Origin of the sequence: Sphingopyxis sp. J-6 (assembly GCF_046603995.1) — a bacterium.
Lineage (GTDB): Bacteria > Pseudomonadota > Alphaproteobacteria > Sphingomonadales > Sphingomonadaceae > Sphingopyxis.
The window spans coordinates 2633710-2657270 of the sequence record NZ_CP145810.1 but is presented as its reverse complement, the minus strand read 5'-3'; the positions used below and the strand labels follow the sequence as shown (position 1 = coordinate 2657270).

Sequence of the window (23561 nt, the reverse complement as noted above, 5' to 3'; positions counted from 1 at the left end):
CAGCGGGAGTCGCACGCGCAGGTTTATGTTGGCGACGCCTTACGCCGGGGGCGGGGAAATGCAAGGGGGTGGGGGAGTTGGTTCGCGCGGAGACGCGGAGGCGCGGAGGAAATAGACCGCGTTCCCACGCCTCGTCACCCCGGACTTGATCCGGGGTTCATGCGGCACCGAAGTCATAGGCCCCGGATCAAGTCCGGGGTGACTAAGAGGGAAAGGTCCGCAATCGGCCGTTTCCGGCCCCCTGACGCCGGCTTGCTCCCGGCGCTGCGCTCTCCCTCGCGGTAAGCCGGCCCGCGGCAAGTCGCCATTTAGTGCGAAACTTATAACCCAGATCAACTCGAGGCGACGATCGCGGCCGGCGATGCTTGCGGGCGGGCTTTTCGCAAGGCATTGGGAAAATATGGAATCCACCAGACTGTCCTCGCTCGGCCGGGATACGCGTGCGAACCGCCTGATCATCGTGCTGCTCGCGGTGGGCTTTGCGGCGATGCTCGCGGCGGCGAGCGTCGCTTTCTATGTCCAGCGGCAGAATGAGACCGACGCGCGGCTGGTCGCGCACACGCTGGCGGTCGAGGCGGGGCTGGGCGCCTATGCGAGCGCGGTCGAGCGGATGGAGACCGCGCGCCGCGGCCTGATCCTGACCCAGAACCCAGAATTTGCGACGATCATGGCCGAGGCCGAGCAAAGGCCGCGCGCCCAGCTCGACGCGCTGGCGCGGCTGATCGCCGACAATCCGGAGCAGCGGGCGCGGGTGGCGCGGCTGCGCACGCATCTGGACGTCTATGGCGCCCATTATCGCAAGACGCTCGGGCTGCGCGGCGCCGATCGCGAGGCGCTGCTCGCCGGGTTCGGGACCGACAAGGGGGTGCTGGAGGTGCGCGCTGCGCGCGCGGTGGTCGAGGCGATGCTGAACGACGAACTCACGCTGCTTCGTGACCGCGAGCAACGGCAGCAGCGGACGCAGCGCCTGTTCAGCACGCTGCTGATCGTCACCGGGCTGCTGATCGTCCTCGTCGCGGCGGTCACGCTGTTGCTGGTGCGGCGCAACCTCGTCGAGCTGCGCACCTCGCGCATCGAGCTGCGGCGGCTCAACGACGGGCTGGAGGAGCTGGTCGAGGCGCGCACCGGCGAGCTCAAGCGCGCGAATGCCGAGATTCAGCGCTTTGCCTATATCGTCTCGCACGACCTGCGCTCGCCGCTGGTCAATGTGATGGGCTTTACCGCCGAGCTGGAGACGGCGCGGCAGGCGATCACCGCCTATCTCGCCAAGGGCGAGGCCGGGGGGTGGGGGGCGCCCGACGCGGCGACGCGGCTGGCGATCGAGGAGGATCTGCCCGAATCGATTGGTTTTATCCGCACCTCGACGCAGAAGATGGACCGGCTGATCAACGCCATCCTCAACCTGTCGCGGCAGGGGCGGCGGACGCTGGCGCCCGAACGGCTCGACCTGACCGTGCTGGTCGAGGGGATCGTCGGCAGCCTGCAGCACCGGATCGACGAAACGGGGACCGACGTCGCGGTCGGCACGCTGCCGGTGGTGGTCAACGACCGGCTGGCGGTCGAACAGATATTGTCGAACCTGATCGAAAATGCGCTCAAATATCTGCAACCGGGCCGTGCGGGCGTCATCGGCGTGAGCGGCGGCGCCGATCTGGGGCGCGCGTGGGTCGCGGTGACCGACAATGGCCGCGGTATCGAACCGCGCGACCATGAACGGGTGTTCGACCTGTTCCGCCGCTCGGGACAGCAGGACCAGCCCGGCGAGGGGATCGGGCTTGCGCACGCCCGCGCGCTTGCCTATCGCCTCGGCGGTTATATCGAAATCCAGTCCGAACCAGGTGTGGGGTCCACCTTCCGGCTGATCCTGCCACTCGAATGGCAAAGCGGAGAAGAGGATGCCTGACCAGAAACCCGTCAATATCGTGATGATCGAAGATGACGAGGGCCACGCCCGCCTGATCGAGAAGAATATCCGCCGCGCGGGGATATCGAACGCGATCCACCATTTCCTCGACGGCACGTCGGCGCTGGAATTCCTGTATGACGCAGCGGAGGGGCCGGTGCGCAACGGGCCTGCGCTGGTGCTGCTCGACCTCAACCTGCCCGACATGAGCGGCACCGACATCCTCGCGAAGCTGAAGGCCGAGGGCAGCCCGCTGCGCCGGACGCCCGTCGTCGTGCTGACGACCACCGACGACAAGGTCGAGATCCAGCGCTGCTACGACCTCGGCTGCAACGTCTATATTACCAAGCCGGTGAACTATGAGAATTTCGCCGACGCCATCCGCCAGCTCGGCCTGTTCCTGTCGGTGATCCAGGTCCCCGATCCCGATCCGGCCTGAGACCCGCGCTGACCCACATTCTCTATATCGACGACGACGAGGGCATGCGCCGGCTTGCGGCGCGGGCGCTTGCGCGCAAGGGCTTCGAGGTCAGCCTCGCGGCGAGCGGCGGCGAGGGCGTCGACATGGCAAAGGTCACCGCCTTCGACCTTGTCGCGGTCGACCATTATATGCCCGGGCAGGACGGCCTCGCGACGCTCGAGGCGCTGCGCGCGCTGCGCCACTGTCCGCCGGTCGTCTATGTCACGGGGTCCGAGGAAAGCCGGATCGCGGTTGCCGCGCTCAAGGCCGGCGCCGACGACTATGTGGTCAAATCGGTCGGTGAGGATTTCTTCGACCTGCTCGCGTCGAGTTTCGGCCAGGTGCTCGAACGCGCCCAGCTCCGCCGGGGCCGCGAAGCCGCCGAGGCCGAGCTGCGCGCCAGCAACGCCCGGCTGGAGGCGCTACTCAAGGAAGTGAACCACCGGGTCGCCAACAACCTCCAGATGATCATGTCGTTCGTCGCGCTGCAGTCGAAAAGCCTCGCCGACGCCGGCGCACGCGAGGCGCTGCAAAAGACGCAGCAGCGGATCGCGACGGTCGCGCAGGTGAACCGCCGCCTCTACACCACCAACGACGTCGAGTTCGTCGCGATGGACGATTATCTCGAAGGACTGGCGCACGACCTGTCCGAAACCTGGTCGAACGGCGCAGGCGTCCGGCGGGTCACGGCTGCGGTCGAACCCGTTCGCGTCGCGACCGACAAGGCGGTGGCGCTGGGCATGATCGCGAACGAGTGGGTCAGCAATGCGTGCAAATATGCCTATGCCCACGATCATGGCGGGGAAATCCGCCTGTCGCTGCGCCAGACGGGCAGTGCGACGATCGAACTGGCGGTCGAGGACGACGGGGCGGGGATGCCGGGCGACGGCGTCGCGCGCGGCACCGGGCTCGGCACGCGGCTGATCGAAGCCCTCGCGCGGACGCACAAGGCGGCGGTTTCCTATGTCTCGGTCGACCCGACGAAGGCGCAGCCCGGCACGCGGGCGTCGATCCGTGTCGACCTGAAGCCGGGCGAAATCAGGCCGGCAGCGGTGCCGGACTGAGTTTTGCGATGCGGCGAAGCTGTTGCCGCGACCCAGACATAATTAAGATTGACTTGCAATAGCGTTAACCCCTAGGGCCCGCCCCGACATCGTGCGCCGCATCGGCGGCGGGTGCGGAAGTGCCGGTTCGAAAAGGGGATTATGATGAAAATGCATCGCTTGCTGACCGCTGCGACGAGCGCGCTGGCGCTTTTTGCGGGCGCACTGGCCGTCCCGGCGGGCGCGATCGCGGCCGAGGGCGATGCCGGTGCGGACGCCGGCGCCGACGATCAGGATCGCAAGGACGAGATCGTCGTCTATGGCCGCGGCGAAGAGGACAACACGCTGGCCACCGGCCTGTCGCTGTCGCCGCGCCAGACGCCGCAGTCGATCAGCGTCATCACCCGCGAGCAGATCGAGGATCAGGGCGCGGTCAATATCGCCGACGTGCTTTCCTATACCACCGGCGTCTCGGTGAAGGCAGTCGACCGCGGCCGCAACATGCTGGCGGCGCGCGGCTTCGAGATCAGCAATTTCCAGCTCGACGGAGCGCCCTTTGCCACCGGCAATATCGGGCTCGAGGAAAACAGCAGCGCGCTTTACGACCGGGTCGAGGTGATCCGCGGTGCCAACGGGCTGATGCAGGGGCTGGGCGAGCCTTCGGCGACAATCAACCTCGTCCGCAAACACGCGGACTCGCGTTCGCTGACCGGCAGCTTCGAGCTCGAAGCGGGATCGTGGGGGCGGATGGCGGCGACCGGCGACGTCACCGTGCCGCTGACCAGGGACGGGTCGGTGCGCGGCCGCTTCGTCGCGCAATATTATACGCAGGAGAGCTTCGTCGATATCGAGAAGAGCGACGGTTATCTCTTCTATGGTGTGATCGACGCCGATCTGGGCGACAGCACGCGCGTCAGCGTCGGCGCGAGTTACCAGCGCGACAATCGCGACGGGATTTTGTGGGGGCAACTGCCCTATTGGTACAGCGACGGGTCGCGCACCAACTGGCCGCGGTCGAAGACGACCGGCGCACGGTGGAACCTGTGGGACACGGTCGAAAAGACGGCTTTCCTGACGATCGAGCAGCGGCTGGGCAGCGACTGGACGCTGCGCGGCGACGTCAGCTATCACCAGCAGTTCGAGGAATCGAAGCTGCTGTGGACCGATGGCTATCCCGATCCGGTCACCGGCGCGGGGATCAACCCCTGGGCCTATTGGTACGAAAGCAAGCCCGAGCAGTGGCACGGCAGCGCGACGGTGAAGGGCGGGTTCGACCTGTTCGGGCAGCGCCACGAGCTGATCGTCGGCGGCATGTACAGCCATCTGAAGACCGGCTGGACCAACCGCGATCCCGACGCCGCCAGCGTCGCGCCGATCGAGGATTTCAACGAATGGGACGGCAATGTCTATCCCGAGCCGACCTGGGGTCCGCGCTATGACATGAGTGGCATCGGCACCACCGAGCAATATGCGGTCTATGGCGCGACGCGGCTGCAACTCGGCGCGCGGCTGAAGCTGATCGCGGGCGGCCGGCTGAGCTGGTACAAGCGGAGCGAAGAGGTCGCGCTCTATACGCCCGAGGCCTATACGATCCGCCACAACCACCGCTTCACCCCCTATGCGGGGCTGGTGTTCGACGTGACCGACAATCTGTCGGCCTATGCGAGCTATACCAGCATCTTCAATCCGCAGACCGCCAAGGACCGCAACGGCGATTATCTGCCGCCGCTGGAAGGCGCCAATTACGAAGCGGGGCTGAAGGGCGAATGGTTGGGCGGGCGGCTGCGCGCGTCCGCCGCGGTGTTCCGTATCGAGCAGGACAATTTCGCGGTGGTGGATTTCCCGCATAAGGTTCCCGGCACACAGGACCCCGCCTTCCGTCCCGCGATGGGCACGGTGTCGAAGGGCTATGAAGCCGAGCTGGCGGGCGAGATCCTGCCCGGCTGGGACCTCAACCTCGGGTGGAGCGAGTTTTCGGCGCGCGATATCGACGGCCTGGCGGTGCAGGCGCATCATCCGCGGCGGGTGCTGCGCATGGCGACGCGTTATGACTTCGGCGGCGCGCTCGACGGGCTGAGCCTCGGCGGCTCGCTGCGCTGGGAAAGCACCCCGCCGAAGACCGCGCCCAACCCGGCGACCGATGAAATTGTCGCGGTCGGCCAGCCCGCCTATCTGCTCGTCAATGCGATGGCGCGTTACGCGCTCGGCGAGCATGTCGAGCTGCAGGTCAACGTCAACAACCTGTTCGACAAGCGCTATTTCAACAACAATCTGTGGTTCGACGGCTATGTCTATGGCGAACCGCGGAACGTGCGCGCGACGATCCGCTTCGGCTTCTGATCGGCGCGCAGCGCGCTCAATAGAGGATATGTTCGGGCCAGAGGACGCGTTCGCAGCGCGTCTTTGGCTCGGCGGTTTTCGCCGCGAGCATGGTTCGCAGCGCCGGGAGCGTGGCCACGGCTTCGCGCAGTGCCGCGATGTCGATCGTGCCGCGCGCGAGTTCGGCGTCGCCGCCCAGCCGGTCCGACGGACGCACGAGCGTCCAACCCAGCGCATCATAGCCCTCGGCATAGGCAAGCAGGTCGCCGAGCGGCAGTTCGCCATGGCCGTTCCGCATGTCATAGGCCGCGTAAGGGAAGATCTGGGTCGAAAGCGCGGTGCTGCCGATAATGCCGTGCGGTTCGACCGGGAAAGGACGCTGCATCCAGATCAGCGCGACCTCGGGCAGGTCGGCGTCGATCCCGACGCGGAGCTTCACCTCGATGGCGCGCGGTTCGATCGCGGGCTGGCGCGCGGGGTCCCAGATATAGGAAAGCTCGAGGTCGAGCGGGCGCTGCGGCCGTTGCGGGTCATAAGCGGCGGGAGTCCAGCGCATGAAGTCGCCGCCGTCGAGCTTTCCCGCATCGGTGTAAAGACGCGTCAGGCTGACCGTGCCGCCCGCCAGCACCCGTTCGGCATCGCAGCGATAGCGCCAGCTTTCGCGCAGCGGCGGTACGGGGATCGACGGAGCCTGCGCGCCCGCATTGCCGGTCAGCCGCGCGTCGGCGGCGGCCGCGGGGATCAGCAGCAGTAGCGGCAAAAGCTTGAGATAATGGCGCAATCGCATCCGTCTTTCCTTGTCGACCCTGTTACCCGGTCTATGGTCCGAAACCCGCAGCGGCGGGGTGACAGCCATCACAGTCCGGGCGTTTCGCCCTCTTGCGCCGCGCGGGCGCGGCTGCGACACGGAAGATGCGAAGGGAGGCGGGCGTGGAGGCAGAGGGCGACAAGACGCTGGGCATGCGGATCATGAAGCTGTCGCGCCTGTTGCGGCTGCGTTTCGACCGCCGTGCAGCGGGCGCCGGGCTGACCAGCGCGCAGTGGCGGACGATCGCGTGCGTGCGGCGCTTTCCCGGCGCGACGCAGCGCGAGATTGCCGGGTTGCTCGAAGTCGGCGAAGTGACGGTGGGGCGTTCGATCGACCGGCTGGCCGAGGCGGGCTGGCTCGAACGGCGCGCCGACCCCGCCGACCGGCGTGCCTATCGCATTCACCTGACCGGCGCGATCGATCCGCTGCTCGCCGAGCTGGCGGCGATCGGTGCCGCCGAGGATGCCGACGCGCTGGCCGGATTCAGCGCCGCCGAAATCGCCGCGCTCGACGCGATGCTCGAACGCATCGCCGCCAATCTGGGCGGCGAGGTCGATCCGGCGGTGGTGGCAGGGTGTGACCCGCGCGAGGCGGGGTAGAAGCGACCACGGGGCGGCTATCGGCCGGTTTCGGCCGGTTGTGGACATAACTGGCGTGTACCCCGGCGAAAGCCGGGGCCCAGGGCGTATTTACGCAAGGCCAGCTTTCCAACGCTCTGGGCCCCGGCTTTCGCCGGGGTGCAGCTCGGGCGCGAACTTCCGCTCCCCACGCCCAACCGGCCATTGCAGAAGCTACCCGGTAGAAAGGGCGCCGGGCCCTATTTCTGCTTGAGCGCTTCGCTCTTAGTCAGGCTGGTGACCAGCTTGCCGTCGACGATGCTGAGCGTGTCGGCGGGGATGCGGACGGTCTGGCGGTTGACGATGGCGAGCACGCCGCCCGACGGCTGGACCTTGTAGACCTTGCCAAGGATGCGCGCCTTGGCGTCGCGCAGAACTTCGCCTTCGACGGGCGCACGGGGCAGGGCGCTGGCGGCCGGCGTGTCGGTGGCTTGCGCGGCGACCGCGGGCACGGTCGCGGCGGCGAGAATGAACGGTGCGATGACGAAATGGAAACGCATGGGAACCCCCTGAGTGAAATTAATAAGCTATGTTAGTATATGCCTGCTTAGTGTGCAATGCACAAAAATCGCGAGCGGACAGGAGGCCGGAGCGCGCAGGTCCGGCGCGGCCGGAAATTTCAGGCGGTGGCGAGAAGGACCGGGGCGGGGGTGAAGGTGCGGACGCAGTTGCGACCCGAACGCTTCGCCACATAAAGCGCCTCGTCGGCCTGCCGCATCAATTGCGACAGCCCGGTGCCGGGGACGTTCGCGGCAAGGCCGATGCTGGCCGTCGGCGTCAGGGCGGGCGGAATCTGGTCGCCGCAGGCGTTGGCAAGTCCGGTGCGTACCGCTTCGGCGAGCTGGCGTGCCGCCTCGATTCCCGTGCCAGGAAGCAGCAGGGCAAATTCCTCGCCGCCGATCCGCCCGGCGATCATGCTGTCGGGGCCGACGGCGCGGACATGCGCGCCAAAGGCGGCGATGATCGCGTCGCCGCACGCGTGGCCGTGGCTGTCGTTGACCTGCTTGAAATTGTCGAGGTCGGCGATCAGCAGCGCCGCGGGAAGGCCTTCGTCGGCCGAGCGGCGAAGCGCCGCGCCCGCCTTTGCCTCGAAGCCGCGGCGGTTGAGCAGGCCCGAAAGCTCGTCGTCATCGACCTGCTGGCGCAGTTCGGCGATCATGTCGATGGCGACCGCGACCATCAGGCTGATCGCCGCGGCGATCGACACCATCGCCTGGCTGAACTGGACGGTGGTCCAATAGACCGACTGCTGGAAACCGACATAATCGTCGAAGCCGCCGCTGAAGGTGAGGATCACGACCGGGCGGATGATCAGATTGGCGGCCGACAGCGCCGAGACCCAGAATAGCACGCGGTCGATCAGATGGGGTTTGTCGAGCGGCCACAGCGCGCGGACGATCATCAGCGCGATCACCCCGGCGCCGACGCTGACCGAATAGATGCGCGCGGGGATGTCGGGGTGGACGAGCAGGAACCAGGTGAAGAAGGCCATGGCCACGGCGATCGTCACCGCCATCGCGCGCCAGGGTACTGGCAGCGCATAGCGTTTGATGATCGCGGCAGCGAACAGCATGCCGGTGAGCAGGAAGCCGAAATTGGCCGGCAGGCGCTGCAACTCCATCGGCAGCGCGGGCGCGACGTCCTGGATCAGGAAGGCGGCGGCGGTGGCGACATAGGCGGCCGATGCATAGGCGACATAGGCCTCGCGGCGGTTCAGCCACAGCAGGAAAAAGGCAGCGGCGAACAGCAGGCCGATGCCCGGATTGAGCAGCGAAATGAAAAGCTGTCCGTTCAATTTGCCGTTCCCGCTTCCCGTCCGTCCGGGATACGCCCGCGTGGATAACAGGAAGTTACTTTTTGGGGAGTTAAGTCACGGTTACCGCAGAATTTCTGTCAGGTGGTGCCGCGTACGACGAGGTGGACGGGAATGCGCGTGCCGCTGCGCGTATGCTCGTCGTCCTCGAGCGCCATCGCGACGAGCGCTTCGCCGGCGGCGTCGAGATCGGGTTCGAGCGTGGTGAGCGCGGGATCGGCCAGCGTGCCCGCGCGAATGCCGTCGAAGCCGATCAACGCGACATCCTGCGGCACGCGGCGTCCGGCATCCTTGAGCCCCTGCAGCACGCCGAGCGCGAGCATGTCCGACGCGGCGAAGATGGCGTCGATGTCGGGATGGGCCTCCAGCAAGGCGCGCGTTGCGGCGACGCCCTGCGCGTGCCGGTCGGCGGCGGCGGGCGGTTCGACGACGACGGGGGTGAGGCCGTGCGCGGCGAGCGTCGCCGCGAAACCGTCGCGCCGTTCGTCGAACTGGCGCTGCGGCGACTGCTGCGGCCCGACGAAGGCGATGCGGCGGCGCCCGGTCTTCGCGAAATGCGCGGCGGCCAGCTGGCCGCCCTCGTCATTTTCGCTGCGCATCCAGTGGAACGGGCTGCCGGGGCTGCCCCAGCAGACGAAATCGAGTCCTGACGCCTGCGCCTCGGCGAAATATTGCCAAGCGGCGCGGTTGCTGGTGGTGCCGATGACGATCATCGCGTCGGCGAGCCCCGAGGCGACGAAATCGGCGCGGAAATTGGCCTCACTCTCCTGAAAGGAGACGAGCAGGTTGAAACCGCGTGCTGAGGTCGCGGCGGCGATGCTGCCGAGCAAGGCGAAATAGAAGGGGTTGATCGCGCTGCGGTCCTCGCCGGGGCGGCAGATGGTGACGAGCGCGATCGTCTCGCTGCTCTTGAGGCGCAGCGACGAGGCGTGGCGGTCGACGACATAGCCGAGTTCGCGCGCGGCGGCGGAGACGCGCGCGCGTGTCTCGGCGTTGACGCCCGGGCTGTTCCGCAGCGCGCGCGAGACGGTCGATTGCGAGACCCCGGCGCGTTCGGCGACGTCGAACGATGTCGGGCGCAACGTCTTCATGGCAGTCCTTCTCCCCCTTTGCGCCGTCTGTCGCTGTGGGGAGCGGGGTTGTCAATGCGGGTGGTTTCAAACCCTCGTCATGCCGGACTTGATCCGGCATCCATCGCTGCGCCGTCGTCATGGACCCCGGATCAAGTCCGGGGTGACGACAGAGAAGGGCGCGCCGTTACAGGCCGTCGAGTGCGAGCAGGGCGAAGCTCGCGAGCCAATGCTCGCCCATATAGTCGCCGGTGACATGGGGAAGGGCGGCGGCAAGATGGCGCTGCGCGGCGGCTTCGGCGACGGGGCTGGCGGGGTGCCCCGAGCCGAGCGCGGCGGCGATGGTGTGCCAGCTCCATGCGCGGCTGAGATTGAGCCCGTCGAGGTGGGCGATCTTGCCGTCGCTGCGATCGGAGACGGTGGCGGGGGTGAAGAGGGTCGCGGGTTGTCCGGCGGCTGTGTGCGGGAGGAAGGCGTCGAACCATGTGGCGAAGCCGCCCCCGAGGACGGCCGCCATCAGATGGGCTTCGGTAAGCGCCGGGGAGAGAAATTCGTCGCCGCCGGGCTCCCACGCCTGACAGTCGCGGTCGGCGGCGAACCAGTCGCGGGCGCGAGTGTCGATGAGGGTGACGAGGGCGGGGTCGCGGGTCTCGGCCCAGTGCCGCGCGAGGAGGAGGGCGAAGGCGATGTTGAAATGGGTGCCGACGCGCAGCGGATAGGTGAGCTTGGGCAGGAAGGCGTGGAAGCGCGCCGCAAAAGCGATGGCGAGCGGTTCGAGGGCGTCGCCCCAAGGGGCGTCGTGGCGGGCGGCCTCGGCATGCAGCGCGAGCAGCCACGCCCAGCCATAGGGGCGCTCGAACGCCGCCGAATAGGGCCGGTCGAGGAACGCCAGCTCGCCCGCGACCTTGTCGGGGACGAGCATTGCGTCGGCGCGGGCGCGAATGTCGGCGGCGACGGGAAGATCGGGGAAGCGGCGCGCGAGGCGGAGGATCTGCCACCAGCCATGGACGCAGCTATGCCAGTCGAAGCTGCCGTGGAAGATCGGGTGATGCTCGCGCGGCGGCTTCGCATCCTCGGGGCCGTTCAGTACGAGGTCCATCTTGTAGGGATATTCGCGGCCGAGGTGGGCGAGCGTTGCGGTGGCGAAGCGGGCGGCGTGTTCGGGGGTGAGGTGGGTCATGGTCAGAATGCAAAGAGCCAGATGAAGACGATGTTCACCGCGAGCAGCGGCACCGCGGTACCGATCTGCGCCTTGATCACGCCATAGGGATTTTTGAGTTCGAGCAGCGCGGCGGGGACGAGGTTGAAGTTTGCCGCCATCGGGGTCATCAGCGTGCCGCAAAAGCCCGCGAGCATGCCGATCGCCGCGACGACGGCGGGGTCGCCGTCATATTGCTTGATCAGCAGGGGCATGCCGACCGCGGCGAGCATCACCGGGAAAGCCGCGAAGGCATTGCCCATCACCATCGTGAACAGCGCCATGCCGAGCCCGAACGCGAGCACGGCACCGAACAGGCTGCCTTCGGGAATCGCGGTGCCGATGAGGCCGCCGACGACTTCGCCGACGCCGGCGAGGGCGAAGACCGCACCGAGGCTGGCGAGCATCTGCGGCAGGATCGTCGCCCAGCCGACCGCGTCGAGCAGGCGGCGGCCCTGCTGAAGCGGGAGCGACGGCGGCGGTTTGAGCCGCGCCATGCCGACCGCGAGCGCGATGAGGACTCCGAGCGCGAGCGAGATCAGCGTCGCCTGCTTGGGATCGGCGAGGCCGGGGACCCATTTGAACAGGAAGGTGCCCGCGAGGGCAACCGCGGGAATGATCAGCGCGACGAGAAGCAGGAAGGGGCCGTGCTTCGCGGCCCTTGCCGCCTGCACCTCGGGTGCGACGTCGCCGCCGGGCGCGCGACCGATCTGGCCGGTACCCGCGATCGCGACGAGCGCAAGGACGAGCAGGCCGTTGCCGAAGTCGCCGAGCCGGTCGCCCGCCAGCATCGACATCGCGAGCAGGCCCCAGAAGGCGGCGTTGCCGAAGCGCTTGGGATTGTCGGCATCGCGCAGGCCGAGCAGCGCGAAGGCCGCGAAGGTCAGGCCCGCGAGGACATAGACGAAACCGAGCGTGATCATTCGCCCGCATCCTGCGCCGCATCCGTCCGGACCATGCGCTTTTCGAGGCGGCGGAGACGGAAACCGTGGATGATGAAGGCGGCGATCGCGGTCGGGATCGCCCAGAGCGAGAAGTGCAGCGGCTCGATCTGGTAGCCATAGCCTTCGAGCACGCCCTTCATCAGCAGGATTGAGCCGATCGCGAGGAAGATATCCTCGCCGAAGAACAGCCCGACATTGTCGGTCGCGGCGGAAAAGGCTTTCACTTCCTCGCGCTGGTCGTCGGTGAGGGCGTCGTTCTTCGCTTCGGCCGCCGCTTCGGCCATCGGCGCGACGAGCGGGCGGACGGTCTGCGGGTGACCGGCGACCGAGGTAAGCCCGACCGCGGCCATCGCCTGGCGGAGCAACAGATAGGAGGTGAGCAGGCGCCCGAGCGTCGCGCCTTTCATGCGCGTGATGAGCGTGCGGGCGTGCTGCTGGAGACCATAGGCTTCGAGCAGGCCGATGACGGGAAGGACGATCCAGATAATCGAGACATAGCGCGTGTCGTTGAACGCCTTGCCGAACGCGGCGACGATGGCTGTGATATCGAGCCCCGCTGCGAGTCCAGTCGCGAGCGCCGAGGCCATGATCACGAGCAAAGGATTGAAGCGAAGCAGGAAGCCCGCGATGATGATCAGGATGCCGATCAGGACGAGCATCTAGTCCCCCTTCGCGCCGCCATAGCCGCCGCCGCCGGGGGTTTCGATCACGAAAGCATCGCCGGCTTCGAGCTTCGCGCTGCCCGTGGCGGCGAGATGTTCGATCCGGCCGTCGGCGCGCTCGACCCGGTTGCGGCCCGGTGCGCCGTCTTCGCCGCCGGCGAGGCCCGCGGGAGCGATCCTGCGGCGGTTGGCGAGGATGTTGGCGGTCATCGGCTCGCGGAAGCGGATGCGGCGGGTCGCGCCGTCGCCGCCGTGCCACTTGCCCGTACCGCCCGAACCGCGGCGGATCGAAAATTCCTCGACGATGACGGGAAAGCGCATCTCCATCACCTCGGGGTCAGTCATGCGGCTGTTGGTCATATGCGTCTGGATGGCGCTGGTGCCGTCGAAGCCGGGACCGGCGCCCGAGCCGCCGGCGATCGTCTCGTAATATTGGTGCGCGTCGCCGCCGAAGGTGAAATTGTTCATCGTCCCCTGCGCCCCCGCCATCGCGCCGAAGGCGATGAACAGCGCGTCGGTGATGACCTGGCTGGTTTCGACATTGCCCGCGACGACCGCGGCGGGAAAGGCCGGCGAGAGCATCGAGTTTTCCGGAACGATCAGCGTCACCGGCGCGAGGCAGCCTTCGTTCATCGGGATCGGATCGTCGAGCATGGTGCGCAGGACATAGAGGACTGCGGCGCGGACGACGGGCAGCGGGGCGTTGAAATTGTCGGGCAGCGTCGCCGACGAACCGGTGAAGTCGATGGTGACATGGCGTGCCGCGCGATCGACCTTGACCGCGACGGCGACCTCGGCGCTATTGTCCATCGCATAGCGGAAAGCGCCGTCGTCGAGGCGCGCGACGAGCTGGCGCACCGCGGCTTCGGCCTGCCGCTGGCCGTGCGTCATATAGGCGGCGACGGTGGCGGCGCCGTGGGTGGCGGCGAGGTCGGCGAGCGCGCTGGCGCCGCGCTGACAGGCAGCGACTTGCGCCTTCAGGTCGGCGATGTTGAGCGCGGGGTTGCGCGCGGGCCATTCGCTGGCGGTGAGATGCAGGTGGACGTCGGCATCGAGAAAATTGCCGTCATCGACGATCAGGACATTGTCGAAGAGAATGCCTTCGTCGGCGATGCTCGTGCTGTCGGGCGGCATCGAGCCCGGGGCGATGCCGCCGAGGTCGGCGTGATGGCCGCGTGCGGCGACGAAGAAGCTCGGCGCATTGCCCTCTACGAATACCGGCATGATGACGGTGATGTCGGGGAGGTGCGTGCCGCCGTCGTAGGGGGCGTTGAGGGCATAGGCGTCGCCCTTCCGAATGCCGCGCCCGTCGCCCGTGCGTTGGCGCAGGATGGTGCGGACGCTCTCGCCCATCGAGCCGAGATGGACGGGCATGTGCGGGGCATTGGCGACGAGACTGCCGCCCGCGTCGAAGATCGCGCATGAGAAGTCGAGCCGTTCGCGGATGTTGATCGACGAGGCGCTGTGCTGGAGTGCGCCGCCCATTTCCTCGGCGATCGCCATGAACAGGCTGTTGAAGATTTCGAGGCGGACGGGGTCGGGTTGCGCGAGATCGTCGGTTGCGGCGGTGTGCGTTTCGGCGGCACGCGTGCGGGCGAGGAGCAACGTACCCTCATGCTGGATTTCGGCACGCCAGCCCGGCTCGACCACCGTTGTCGAGAGCGCGTCGATGATGATCGCAGGGCCGGTTACGGTGCGGCCGGGAGCGAGAGCGCTGCGCCGATGGAGCGGGACATGATGCTCGCCCCCGGCGAGCCAGGCGGTGACGATTTCGGGCCCGGTCTCCGCGGCGGCGGATGGTGGCGGCAGCGTCGCGGGCGTATCGCCGGCCTCGGTGAGTTCGACGCGGATGCGATCGACGACGAGATTGGCGTGCGGGGCGTAGCCGAAGCGTTGGCGGAAGGCGGCGGCGAAGGCGCTTGCGACCTCGGCTGGCGGGGCGAGCGGGAGTTCGATCGCATTGTCGCTGTCGGCGAGGCGGACGAAGAGCAACGTTTCGCGGGCGGTTTCGGCGTTCGCCGCGAGGTCGGCGCGGGCCGCGTCCGCCAGTTCCGCTTCGTCGGCTGCGAGTGTCGCCGCGCAGTCTTCGTCGAGTTTCAGCGCCAGCGTCCGCTCGCGGATCGCCGAGGGCCGAGCGAGGCCCATGCCATAGGCCGAGAGCACCCCGGCGAGCGGGTGGAGGAGGATTTCGTCGATGCCGAGCGCGTCGGCGACGAGGCAGACATGCTGGCCCGCCGCGCCGCCGAAGCCGACGAGGCTGTAACCCTGCGTAATGTCGTGGCCGCGCGCGATGGTGATGCGCTTGATGGCGTTCGCCATCTGCTGGACGGCGATGGCGAGCAGCCCTTCGGCGAGGGCTTCGGGCGTGATGCCTCCGACCTCGGCCGCCATCGCGGCGAATTTCTGCACGACGATATCACGGTCGAGCGGCTGGTCGCCGTTCGGGCCGAACAGCCTGGGGAAATGATCGGGCTGGATCTTGCCGAGCAGGATGTTGCAGTCGGTGATGGTGAGCGGTCCGCCCCGGCCATATGCGGCCGGGCCGGGGTTGGCGCCGGCGCTTTCGGGGCCGACGAGCAGGCGTGCGCCATCCCAGCGGCAGATCGAGCCGCCACCCGCCGCCACCGTGTGGATCCGCAGCATCGGCGCGCGGATACGCGTGCCCGCGACGATGGTCTCGTTATCGCGTTCGAGGCGGCCGGCATAATGGCTGACGTCGGTCGAGGTGCCGCCCATGTCGAAGCCGATGAGGCGGTCCTTGCCCAACGGGGCGGCGCTGCCGACCATGCCGACGATGCCGCCCGCGGGGCCCGAGAGAATGGCATCGCGGCCGTGGAAGGCGCTTGCGGAGGCAAGGCCGCCCGAGCTTTTCATGAACTGCGGGTCTGTGCCGTCGCCGAGCTGGCCGACGAACTGGTCGACATAGTGGCGCAGGACGGGCGACAGATAGGCGTCGGCGAGCGTCGTGTCGCCGCGGCCGACGAGCTTGATCAACGCGCTGACGTCGTGGCTGGTCGAGATTTGCGCGAAGCCGACTTCGGCGGCGATTTCGGCAAGCCGCCGTTCGTGCGCGGGATAGCGGTAGCCGTGCATCAGCACGATCGCGATGCTGGTGAGACCGGCGTCGCGCGCCGACTGTAGCGCGGCGCGTGCGGCATCCTCGTCGAGCGGGGTCAGGATGTCGCCGTCGGGGCCGACGCGTTCGATGATTTCCGCCACTTCCGCATGAGGCGGCGGGGTGCGGTCGAGCCTGCGCGCGAACAGCTCGGGGCGGTCCTGATAGCCGATGGTCAGCGCATCGCCGAACCCGCGCGTGATGGCGAGCAGCGTCGGTTCGCCCTTGCGTTCGAGCAGCGCATTGGTCGCGACGGTCGAACCCATGCGTATCGCGAGCGGGGGAAGGGTGCCGCCGCCCGAGCCGGTCAGTTCGCGGATCGCGCCCACCGCCGCGTCGCCGGGGCGGGCGGGGTCTTCGCTGAGATATTTGGCAGTAACCACCTCGCCGTCAGGCGACCGCGCGACGACATCGGTGAAGGTGCCGCCGCGGTCGATCCAGATATGCCAGTAAGGGTCAGAACCCATGGATTGCACGTCCGAGGCGCCGAAATGGCGAAGATATCGTGTTCGCGCAGCCGCCGCGGGTAGCAGCGCTACCCGCAAGGTTGCGCGAATGCGAGATCGAAGCCATTTCGGCGTCCCTTCGGGATTTGATCGATTTTGTCCATGGCGTTGTTGGCAAGTCTTGAAATATTGACATATCCCTGCGCCTTGCCTCCTAGCCCTAGACAAAATCGCTTCAAACCTCGGGCGCGCAATCCATGGGTTCTGACCCTGACGTCAGTCGGTGGGGGCATTGTCCGGCCAGCGAATGACGATGGCGAGGCGCTTGTCAACCGCGGTCCGTTGCCAGCTTCCCTTCAATTGCCGCTCGATCAGGGTGCGGATGAATTGCGTCCCGAAGCTTTCATGGTCGATCTGCGGCGTTTCGGGCAGGTCGCTTTCGACCCACGACAATTCGATGTCGCCCGCATCGCGCCGCCAGCCGACGGCGAGGTCGCCCCTGCCGGCGAGCGCGCCATATTTGATGCTGTTGGTGACGAATTCGTGGATCGCGAGCGAGATCGACTGCGCGCCGTCGTCATCGAGGCGGACTTCGGGTCCCTCGACGGCGGCGAGCTGGTCGGCGGAGCGGCCGGCGAGTTCGAGTTCGCGGCGGACGATCCGGCCAAGCTCGACATGATCGACCGCGCCGGTCACCAGCATCTGCTTCGCATCGGAGAGCGCGCGCATCCGCCCGTCGAACTTGGTTTCAAAGTCGCCGAGATCCTTCGCTTCGCGCAGCGTGATCCGCGCCAGCGCGCCGATGCGGGCAAAGGCGTTCTTCATCCGGTGCGCCATTTCACCGATCATCAGCTCGCGATCCTCGGCATGGCGCGCCTGCTGTTCGGCGAGCGCCTGCGCGACGTCGATCCGGCGGCGCTGGACGCGGTGAAGCTGGGTCGCGAGCAGGGCGAGCGCGATACCGAACAGCAGGATGCCGAGCGGGCGGCCAAGCCGGTCGATGAACCGGCCGTAGGAGATACGCATCGTCCATTCGCGGTCGGCGATGCGCAGCGTCTGTTCGTGCGCGTCCCAGCCGATCTTGCCGTGCCGGAAGACGACCGGCGCCGCCGGGCCGGCGCCCGCGCGCACTTCGATCCCGTCGATCGTATCGAGCTGGGCACCGAGCACCGCGCGCATCAGGTCGTGGACCCGGAACGGCGCATAAACGAACGCCTCGACCGGGCGGGTGCCGGCGGTGGTTGCGATCGTGTCGCCGCCCGGTTCTTCGCCGGGCAGCGGATCGCGGGTGTAGACGGGGATGTAGACGAGGAAACCGGGCTGCTTGACCTTGGCGGCCTTTTCCTGCGCGAGCTGGACGATGCCGCTCGCCGCCGGGCGGCCGGTTTGCCAGGCGCGGCGCATCGCTGCGCGCCGCACCGGTTCGCTGTACATGTCGAAGCCGAGCGCGACGTGGCGGCGCGGCGTGTAAGGCTCGACAAGGACGACCGCGAAGCCGATTGGCTGGTCGGTCGCGGGCCAGATCTTGATATCCTCGCCATAATTTTCACGCAGCTTCGCCTCGAGCGCGGCGGGCGTCGCCGCGCGCATCGCGGCGGCGATGCCGACGCCCTCCATCCCCGGCGCCTGCACTTGCGGCTGCAGCGCACCGAGATAGGCCTTGATGCCGGGGCCGCTGGTCGCGCTGTCCGACTGATAAAGCGCGCGGACGCCTTCGAGGATCGCGACATGGTCGCGCAGCCGCATATTGACCTGCATCGCGACGCGGGCGGCCTGATCCGATTCCTGCGTCTGGTTATAGAAGAAGCTCGCGGCCGAAGCGGCGAGGGTGGCCAGCAGGATGAGCAGCCCGACGAAACGGACGAGCAGCCCCATCAACCGGTCTGCCCAGAGCGAAGGACGCATTGGCGATTATCCCCGCATGATATCTGCCGCGGCAGCGACCCCCTGCAGCAATCTTTTCCACGCTGATGGGACGAAGGCAAGTGCCTTTCGCAGCTGCTCGGATGCGGACGCTGCGACGGGTTGCAACGGACAACCTTTCTCCTATGCTGGACGGCCTGCCGAGGAGGAAAAAGATGATCGTTTACGGGTCGGTCGTGTCGCCATTTGTCCGCAAATTGCTGGGCTATCTTGGCGAAAAGGGGTTGGCGTTCGAGTTGAAGGGCGTCGGGATCGGCGACCCCGATCCGGGGTTCCGCGCGGCGTCGCCGCTGGGCAAGATGCCCGCGATGGACGACGACGGTTTCCTGCTCGCCGATTCGAGCGCGATCATCCAGTATCTTGAAGCCAAGCATCCGGAGCCGCCGCTGATCCCCGCCGATCCGCAGCAGCGCGGACAGGTGATCTGGTGGGAGGAATTTGCCGACACGGTGTTTGCGCTGTGCAGCGGCAAGATGTTCTTCAACCGCATCGTCGCGCCGAAATTCCTCGGGCGTGAGGGCGACCTTGCCGCCGCGGCGTTGGCCGAAAGCGAGGAACTGCCGAAATTGCTCGACTATCTCGAAGGCGCGATCCCTGCATCGGGGTTCCTCGTCGGCGACCGGCTGACGCTTGCCGACCTTGCCGTCGCGTCGCCGCTGATGAATTTTCGCCATTGCGGGACCGGCGTCGACGCGGCGGTACATCCGAAGATCGCGGCGTGGAGCGAAGCGATCCTGTCGCGGCCGAGCATGGCGCCGTGGATCGAAAAGGAAGAGCGGATGATGGCGAAGGTGCTCGCCACCTAGCGTTCGATCCTAAAGTTCGACGACGATCCTGATCCGGTCGGGGCGGGTGCCGACAGCGCGCGCAATCTGTTCGCGGCAGCGGTCGAGCAGCTTCTGCAACCCCTCGGGCGCGGCGTCCTCGATCAGGTCGGCGGTCTGGACACCGAGAATGGCGGCGAGCTTTGCCATGCTGCTCCGCTTCGGGCGCGCGCGGCCCTTTTCCCAGCTCGAAACCGATGCCGCGCCGACGCCCATGCGCACCGCGAGATCGGCCTGTTTGAGCCCGGCCATGGTGCGGAGCCGCTGCAGGCGGAGCCCGAAGCTGTCGTCCATTGCCGGTGCCGCAGTTTCTTCGTCGAAGACGGGCGCCGAGGCGGGAGCGCTCTTGAGCTCCACCGCGCTCAGCGTCGCGGGCGAGACGGGGCCTTCGAACTGGCATCCGAACAGCCGCCCGCTGGCCCAGATGACCACGGCGCTGATGTCGCCGGCGTGCGGCAGTGCGATTTCGATCCGGTCGCCGGACACCAGTTCGATGTCGCTTTCGAACAGCAGGCCGGTGCCCGAGATATTGTGAATCTGCACCGCGATGCCGGTGCCGTCATGCTGCACGCCGTGGGCCAGAAGGCTGAGTTTTCGGCGCGTGTCCTGACGTTTGTCGGTGCTCTGCGGCGAGGGAAGAAAATATCCGGAAATGGCCATATCCGGTTGTGGGATTTCGCCGGTTAAAAGAAGGTTAGCAGCCGCGGCGAAAGATGGGCCCCGACCCTGGGACATCCGGTCTTGTCATCCTCATCGCTTGCCGCGAAAGTGGATTTTTCCCCGGGAGACAAGTCCATGGATCGTCGCACACTTCTGGCCGCCGTGCCCGCCGCCGCGCTGTTGCCCACGGTCGGCCTCGCGCAGGAGGGCAAGCCGAAGGCCGCACCGAAAGCAGGCGACGCCGCCGCGCAGCCGCCGGTCTGGGAAGCGGGCGCGGACCGTTTCGTCCGGCCCGATGTCCAGGGCGGCGACCGGCCGGTCGGCGCGAGCTTTGCGTCGCGGACCGCGGCCTATGGGCTGAGCGGTGCCGCGGGGACGGCGCATCCGCTGGCGACGCAGGCGGGGATCGATATATTGAAGCGCGGCGGATCGGCGGTCGACGCGGCGATCGCGATCAACGCCTGCCTCGGGCTGCTCGAACCGACGGCGAACGGCATCGGCGGCGACGTCTATGCGATGATCTGGGACCCGAAGGCGAAGAAGCTCGCGGGTCTGGCCGGTTCGGGGAAAAGCCCGCGCGGGCTCGATCTGGCGACGGTGCGCAGCCGCGCCAAGGGCGGCACGCTGCCGGCCTATGGTGCGATCAGCGTATCGGTGCCGGGCGCAGTCGATGGCTGGTGGACGATGCACCAGCGCTACGGCAAGCTGCCGTGGAAGGAATTGTTCGAACCGGTGATCGCGCATGCCGAGGCGGGCGCGCCGGTGCCCGACATGATCGCTTATTATATCCGCCGCAGCCTGACAGGCTTTCGCCAGCCGGGGCGCGGGATCGAGGAGGTCGACAATGCGCTGCGGACCTATGGCGTCGAAGACGGCAAGGGACCGGCGGCGGGGCAGGTGTTTCGCAACCCCGACCTCGCGCGTACCTTTCGACTGATCGCCGAAGGCGGTCGCGATGCCTTTTACGAGGGCGAGATTGCGCGGACGATCGATGCCTATTTCAAGCGGATCGGCGGCTGGCTGCGCTACGAGGACATGGCCGCGCACAAGTCCGAATGGATCGAGCCGCACCGGACCGCCTATCGCGGCACCGACGTCTATGCGCTCGGCGCCAACACGCAGGGCATCGCGACGCTACAGATGCTCAACATCCTCGAGAATTTCGACCTGAAGGGCGCGGGGTTCCAGTCGGCGCTGTCGATCCACCTGCAGGCCGAGGCGAAGCGCCTGGCCTATGAGGATCGCGCGCGATATTACGCCGATCCTCACTTCGCCCAGGTGCCGGTCGAATGGCTGATCTCCAAGGACTATGCGGCCGAGCGCGCCAAGCTGATCCGCCCCGACCGGCTGCTGTCGACGGTCCATCCGGGGCAGGCGCCGAGCCGCGGCGACACCACCTATTTCAGTTGCGCCGACAAGGACGGCATGATGGTGTCGATGATCCAGTCGAACTTCCGCGGCATGGGATCGGGGCTCGTCGCCGACGGGCTCGGCTTCATGTTCCAGGACCGCGGGCAGCTCTTCAGTCTGCAGGACGGGCATCCGAACATCTATGCGCCGGGCAAGCGGCCGTTCCAGACGATCATCCCGGGTTTCGCGGCACGCGGGCAGGTGCCGTGGATGAGCTTTGGCGTGATGGGCGGCGACATGCAGCCGCAGGGGCAGACACAGATCGTCGTCAACCGCGTCGATTACGGGCTGGAGATTCAGGCGGCGGGCGATTCACCGCGCTGGCATCATGAAGGATCGTCCGAGACGATGGGCGAGGACGCTCCCGACCTCGGCACGAACGGCCTGCTCCGCCTCGAAAGCGGGGTGCCCGAGGCGACACGGCGGCGGCTCGCCGATATCGGCTGGACGCTGGGCGAGCCCGATGGCGGGTTCGGCCGCTATCAGTGTGTCGAACACCGGATGGACGGCGACACGCGCGTCTACGCCGCGGCCAGCGAGATGCGCGCCGACGGCTGCGCCCTCGCTTATTGACCGCGGCGTTCGCTCAGCCGAGCGCGGGCAGCGGCGCGAGCGCCGCGTCGCCGGCGAGCGCCGAGGGGGCGAGGCCGGTTGCCGCAGGCACGATCTGCTGCAGGTAGAAGCGCGTCGAGGCGACCTTGGCTTCGAGGAAAGCGGCGTCGCCATTGCCTTCGTCGAGCGCGGTCTTCGCCGCCTTGTGCTGGAGCGCCATCAGCCAGCCGCAGGTCGCGGTCGAAAGCATGGTGAGATAGGGGTAGCTGCCCGCGAGCCGGTCGCCGGTGTTGGCATTCACCATCCAGTCGGTGACCGCGCGGCAGGCGTCGACAAGCTGCTGGAGTTCGGGGAAGTCGGCGGCGCCGTGCGCGATGTCGTCGATCAGGCCGCGGACGAGATCGCCGCCCGCCATGCCGAGCTTGCGCCCGACGAGATCGGCGGCCTGGATGCCGTTGGTGCCTTCATAGATCGGCGCGATGCGTGCATCGCGATAATGCTGCGCGGCGCCGGTTTCCTCGATGAAACCCATGCCGCCGTGCACCTGCACGCCAAGGCTCGCGACTTCGCAGCCGATGTCGGTGGCATGCGCCTTGACCAGCGGGATAAGCACCTCGGCGCGCATCGCCGCGGCCTCGTCGTCCAATTTGCCGAAGTCGATTTGCGCCGCGGCATAATAGGTCAGCGCGCGCGCCGCTTCGGTCTGGGCGCGCATCCGCCACAGCATGCGGCGGACATCGGGGTGCTGGTCGATCGTCACCGGGGTGCGGTCGGGCGATCCCGCGAGCGACGACTGGACGCGTTCGGCGGCGTAGCGCTGCGCCTGCTGCGTCGCGCGCTCGGCGATCTGGACGCCCTGACAGCCGACCATCAGGCGGGCGTTGTTCATCATCACGAACATCGCGCGCATGCCGCCCATCTCGTCGCCGACGATTTCGCCGAGGCAATCCTCGCTGTCGCCATAGACCATTACCGCGGTCGGCGAGCCGTGAATACCGAGCTTGTGCTCGATCGAGGCGCAATGGACGCCGTTGGAGATCGTCGGGTTGCCGGCCGGATCGAGGCGGTATTTGGGAACGAGGAACAGCGAAATGCCGCGCGTCCCCTCGGGCGCGCCGGGGGTGCGGGCAAGGACGAGGTGGACGATATTGTCGGTGAGGTCATGCTCGCCGAAGGTGATGAAGATCTTCTGGCCCTTGATCCTGTACAGGCCCGCGTGCTCGCCCTCGGTCACCTTCTCGGCGGTCGAGCGCAATGCGCCGACGTCGCTGCCCGCGGCGGGCTCGGTCAGGTTCATCGTGCCGTTCCATTCGCCGTTGACCAGCTTGGGCAGCCAGGTCTGGCGCTGTTCCTCGGTGCCATAGGCCATCAGCGCGTGGATCGCTCCCGCGGTCAGGATGGGGCAAAGGGTGAAGCCCATATTGGCACTGCCGAGCGCCTCGATCACCACGGCGGCGAGGGTGAAGGGCAGGTCCTGCCCGCCATATTCGCCGGGACCGTCGAGGCTGCCCCAGCCCGCCTCGACGAACTGCCTATACGCTTCCTTGAAGCCCGGCGGCATGGTGACCTTGCCATTGTCCCATTTGGGGTTCTGGACGTCGCCGACGCGGTTGAGCGGGGCGTAAACCTCGGCGGCGAAGTCGCCGATGCCGGTGACGATCGCCTCGACCATGTCGGGGGTCGCGGCGGCGAATTTGTCGTGACTCGCCATCGCGTCGACGCGGGCGATATGGTCGAGAACGAACAATTGTTCGGTGGTGGGCGGAGTATAGGTCATCTCTTGTCCCGACTTTA

The 23561-nt window shown here is 67.4% G+C and carries 18 protein-coding genes; 7 read left to right on the top strand and 11 right to left on the bottom strand.

All coding sequences use genetic code 11. From position 1 onward, the window contains the following. Positions 1-400 precede the first annotated feature (400 nt). The 4 genes from V6U71_RS12770 to V6U71_RS12755 all read left to right on the top strand — a co-directional run bounded on the left by V6U71_RS12770 (position 401) and on the right by V6U71_RS12755 (position 5746). Entirely contained in the window at positions 401-1903 is a 1503-nt protein-coding gene (locus V6U71_RS12770) for a sensor histidine kinase (RefSeq protein ID WP_411338827.1), read from the top strand. Beyond that, complete coding sequence (locus tag V6U71_RS12765; RefSeq protein WP_411338826.1) at positions 1896-2342, top strand: response regulator; 447 nt, start codon at positions 1896-1898, stop codon at positions 2340-2342. Before V6U71_RS12770 ends, V6U71_RS12765 begins: the two co-directional genes overlap by 8 nt. A 44-nt stretch (positions 2343-2386) precedes the next feature. Then, entirely contained in the window at positions 2387-3427 is a 1041-nt protein-coding gene (locus V6U71_RS12760) for a histidine kinase dimerization/phosphoacceptor domain -containing protein (protein WP_411338825.1), read from the top strand. Positions 3428-3571: 144 nt separating this feature from the next. Next, complete coding sequence (locus tag V6U71_RS12755) at positions 3572-5746, top strand: TonB-dependent siderophore receptor (protein ID WP_411338824.1); 2175 nt, start codon at positions 3572-3574, stop codon at positions 5744-5746. A gap of 16 nt (positions 5747-5762) precedes the next feature. Here V6U71_RS12755 and V6U71_RS12750 read toward each other — a convergent pair whose 3' ends face one another. Then, a complete protein-coding gene (locus V6U71_RS12750) occupies positions 5763-6512 on the bottom strand; it encodes a hypothetical protein (RefSeq protein ID WP_411338823.1) in 750 nt (249 codons plus the stop codon). Between the two features lie 143 nt (positions 6513-6655). On the opposite strand from V6U71_RS12750, the gene V6U71_RS12745 reads away from it, so the two are divergent. Then, positions 6656-7132 carry a MarR family winged helix-turn-helix transcriptional regulator gene (locus V6U71_RS12745; protein WP_411338822.1) on the top strand — a complete coding sequence of 159 codons (477 nt, stop codon included), beginning with the start codon at positions 6656-6658 and terminating at the stop codon, positions 7130-7132. 218 nt (positions 7133-7350) lie between these two features. On the opposite strand, the gene V6U71_RS12740 is transcribed toward V6U71_RS12745, so the two are convergent. From V6U71_RS12740 to V6U71_RS12705, 8 genes are all read right to left on the bottom strand, one after another. Beyond that, positions 7351-7650: a hypothetical protein gene (locus V6U71_RS12740; RefSeq protein ID WP_054729895.1), complete on the bottom strand. Its 300-nt coding sequence runs from the start codon at positions 7648-7650 to the stop codon at positions 7351-7353. Between the two features lie 119 nt (positions 7651-7769). Continuing rightward, positions 7770-8945, bottom strand: a complete 1176-nt coding sequence (locus V6U71_RS12735) for a GGDEF domain-containing protein (RefSeq protein WP_411338821.1) — start codon at positions 8943-8945, stop codon at positions 7770-7772. A gap of 98 nt (positions 8946-9043) precedes the next feature. Further along, positions 9044-10054 (bottom strand): LacI family DNA-binding transcriptional regulator, encoded by a 1011-nt coding sequence (locus V6U71_RS12730; protein WP_411338820.1) that lies wholly within the window; start codon positions 10052-10054, stop codon positions 9044-9046. A 166-nt stretch (positions 10055-10220) separates the two neighbouring features. Next, positions 10221-11213 carry a DUF2891 domain-containing protein gene (locus tag V6U71_RS12725; protein ID WP_411338819.1) on the bottom strand — a complete coding sequence of 331 codons (993 nt, stop codon included), beginning with the start codon at positions 11211-11213 and terminating at the stop codon, positions 10221-10223. A gap of 2 nt (positions 11214-11215) precedes the next feature. Then, a complete protein-coding gene (locus V6U71_RS12720) occupies positions 11216-12154 on the bottom strand; it encodes a DUF979 domain-containing protein (RefSeq protein ID WP_411338818.1) in 939 nt (312 codons plus the stop codon). Next, entirely contained in the window at positions 12151-12834 is a 684-nt protein-coding gene (locus V6U71_RS12715; RefSeq protein WP_411338817.1) for a DUF969 domain-containing protein, read from the bottom strand. The genes V6U71_RS12720 and V6U71_RS12715 overlap by 4 nt, the downstream gene beginning before the upstream one ends. Then, a complete protein-coding gene (locus V6U71_RS12710; protein WP_411338816.1) occupies positions 12835-16419 on the bottom strand; it encodes a hydantoinase B/oxoprolinase family protein in 3585 nt (1194 codons plus the stop codon). A 255-nt stretch (positions 16420-16674) separates the two neighbouring features. Next, entirely contained in the window at positions 16675-18303 is a 1629-nt protein-coding gene (locus V6U71_RS12705; RefSeq protein WP_411338815.1) for a CHASE domain-containing protein, read from the bottom strand. Between the two features lie 173 nt (positions 18304-18476). On the opposite strand from V6U71_RS12705, the gene V6U71_RS12700 reads away from it, so the two are divergent. Beyond that, positions 18477-19127 carry a glutathione S-transferase family protein gene (locus V6U71_RS12700; RefSeq protein ID WP_411338814.1) on the top strand — a complete coding sequence of 217 codons (651 nt, stop codon included), beginning with the start codon at positions 18477-18479 and terminating at the stop codon, positions 19125-19127. A 9-nt stretch (positions 19128-19136) separates the two neighbouring features. On the opposite strand, the gene V6U71_RS12695 is transcribed toward V6U71_RS12700, so the two are convergent. After that, positions 19137-19805, bottom strand: coding sequence for a helix-turn-helix domain-containing protein (locus tag V6U71_RS12695; protein WP_411338813.1), 669 nt, complete (start codon positions 19803-19805; stop codon positions 19137-19139). A gap of 135 nt (positions 19806-19940) precedes the next feature. On the opposite strand from V6U71_RS12695, the gene V6U71_RS12690 reads away from it, so the two are divergent. Beyond that, positions 19941-21788, top strand: coding sequence for a gamma-glutamyltransferase family protein (locus V6U71_RS12690; RefSeq protein WP_411338811.1), 1848 nt, complete (start codon positions 19941-19943; stop codon positions 21786-21788). Positions 21789-21801: 13 nt separating this feature from the next. On the opposite strand, the gene V6U71_RS12685 is transcribed toward V6U71_RS12690, so the two are convergent. After that, entirely contained in the window at positions 21802-23544 is a 1743-nt protein-coding gene (locus tag V6U71_RS12685; RefSeq protein WP_411338810.1) for an acyl-CoA dehydrogenase, read from the bottom strand. Between the last annotated feature and the right edge of the window lie 17 nt (positions 23545-23561).

Excerpts from the sequence above, each read along its gene's own strand:
- V6U71_RS12770 (WP_411338827.1), top strand. The coding sequence starts at position 401 with ATGGAATCCACCAGACTGTCCTCGCTCGGCCGGGATACGCGTGCGAAC.
- V6U71_RS12765 (WP_411338826.1), top strand. The coding sequence starts at position 1,896 with ATGCCTGACCAGAAACCCGTCAATATCGTGATGATCGAAGATGACGAG.
- V6U71_RS12760 (WP_411338825.1), top strand. The coding sequence starts at position 2,387 with ATGCGCCGGCTTGCGGCGCGGGCGCTTGCGCGCAAGGGCTTCGAGGTC.
- V6U71_RS12755 (WP_411338824.1), top strand. The coding sequence starts at position 3,572 with ATGAAAATGCATCGCTTGCTGACCGCTGCGACGAGCGCGCTGGCGCTT.
- V6U71_RS12750 (WP_411338823.1), bottom strand. The coding sequence starts at position 6,512 with ATGCGATTGCGCCATTATCTCAAGCTTTTGCCGCTACTGCTGCTGATC.
- V6U71_RS12740 (WP_054729895.1), bottom strand. The coding sequence starts at position 7,650 with ATGCGTTTCCATTTCGTCATCGCACCGTTCATTCTCGCCGCCGCGACC.
- V6U71_RS12730 (WP_411338820.1), bottom strand. The coding sequence starts at position 10,054 with ATGAAGACGTTGCGCCCGACATCGTTCGACGTCGCCGAACGCGCCGGG.
- V6U71_RS12725 (WP_411338819.1), bottom strand. The coding sequence starts at position 11,213 with ATGACCCACCTCACCCCCGAACACGCCGCCCGCTTCGCCACCGCAACG.
- V6U71_RS12720 (WP_411338818.1), bottom strand. The coding sequence starts at position 12,154 with ATGATCACGCTCGGTTTCGTCTATGTCCTCGCGGGCCTGACCTTCGCG.
- V6U71_RS12715 (WP_411338817.1), bottom strand. The coding sequence starts at position 12,834 with ATGCTCGTCCTGATCGGCATCCTGATCATCATCGCGGGCTTCCTGCTT.
- V6U71_RS12710 (WP_411338816.1), bottom strand. The coding sequence starts at position 16,419 with ATGGGTTCTGACCCTTACTGGCATATCTGGATCGACCGCGGCGGCACC.
- V6U71_RS12705 (WP_411338815.1), bottom strand. The coding sequence starts at position 18,303 with ATGCGTCCTTCGCTCTGGGCAGACCGGTTGATGGGGCTGCTCGTCCGT.
- V6U71_RS12700 (WP_411338814.1), top strand. The coding sequence starts at position 18,477 with ATGATCGTTTACGGGTCGGTCGTGTCGCCATTTGTCCGCAAATTGCTG.
- V6U71_RS12695 (WP_411338813.1), bottom strand. The coding sequence starts at position 19,805 with ATGGCCATTTCCGGATATTTTCTTCCCTCGCCGCAGAGCACCGACAAA.
- V6U71_RS12690 (WP_411338811.1), top strand. The coding sequence starts at position 19,941 with ATGGATCGTCGCACACTTCTGGCCGCCGTGCCCGCCGCCGCGCTGTTG.
- V6U71_RS12685 (WP_411338810.1), bottom strand. The coding sequence starts at position 23,544 with ATGACCTATACTCCGCCCACCACCGAACAATTGTTCGTTCTCGACCAT.